General features: G+C 39.9%; 1 protein-coding gene and 1 pseudogene. Both read right to left on the bottom strand.

The window, feature by feature from the left end:
• The coding region (locus QTO06_RS25275; protein ID WP_331410336.1) for a hypothetical protein at window positions 1-764 on the bottom strand (764 nt) is incomplete at its 3' end.
• Between the two features lie 187 nt (window positions 765-951).
• Window positions 952-1,167: pseudogene (locus QTO06_RS25270) on the bottom strand (hypothetical protein); the annotation flags it as partial.

Genomic DNA, 1,167 nt, shown 5'->3' with positions numbered 1-1,167 from the left:
AAGCGCTCTTCAAATGGCTCTGGTCTTTTATCGATGAAAAAGTACGTTTTCGATTCTGGTCGATGGAAGCTCTTGCCGGTTATTACCGCGCTCTTTCCGTTGTCCATAAAGTTAAACACTTGAGCGAAGAAATAATTATTATCCCTTTCTGAGTTGAGGTGTACTTTCCCTGTCGGCTGAACGGTGATAGGAAAGACGTCATAGCCACCTTTATGCTTTTTGTTTTCACAATATAAGTAGAGAAGCAGTCCCGTTTTGCGCTCCAAGAACCCTAAATTCTCAAAACGGCAAGCAGCCAGTCGTCCAAAAAACCAAGTGTAAACAAGGCCACGCTTTCGATCGAAGTATATATGCGCTGGCTTTGGAGACTTGATAAAAAACACAGTAAAGAATAATGTTAATGACAATGTCACACTAGCAATAATAAGCTCAGACACAAATGATTTTCGCTTATTTTTTGTACCATACTTAAATACGGCTCTACTGTAATTAATTAAAGAATATTCTCCTTTCTCATCGAACCAAGCTCGATAATATTGAAACCATTTTCTATCAAAAGAATCAAATGGCTCACCTCTCGCCTTTTGAGCCTGATACTCGATAACTCTCTCCTTTGCAGTGATTAGAGAAGCTGAATTAGGTCCTAACTTATCGACAAAAACAAAAGCCAAAAACCATAGTCCAATAACCAAAGGTAAAAGGTACGCAAACCGTAAACCGTGTCTTGCATCACGCACAGTGAGGACATCATCAGTTACCGTCATAAAAGGCTCTAACGGATCATGAGCGGGCTTAATCGGCTTAAATTGGGAAGCAAAGGACTTTCGCCATTTACTGAGCCTCTGTGGGTATTGGTATCTAATTAAGAAACCTTGATTGTTTGACCTTTTCATTTTCAACTTACGTACTTTAGGCCGGCAGATTTGCTGGCCTTGATTTAGTTAAGGCGCTTTAATTCACGACCTTAAGATTTTCATACAGATCAGGTAACACGTGTTCATGTTCGAGAAGTTTTTCTAAGCGCTCTTCAAATGGCTCTGGTCTTTTATCGATGAAAAAGTACGTTTTCGATTCTGGTCGATGGAAGCTCTTGCCGGTTATTACCGCGCTCTTTCCGTTGTCCATAAAGTTAAACACTTGAGCGAAGAAATAATTATTATCCCTTTC

The sequence above is a fragment of the Vibrio sp. M260121 genome (assembly GCF_036533715.1).
Taxonomy (GTDB): Bacteria; Pseudomonadota; Gammaproteobacteria; order Enterobacterales; family Vibrionaceae; genus Vibrio.
This window is presented reverse-complemented; position numbering and strand designations above follow the sequence as displayed.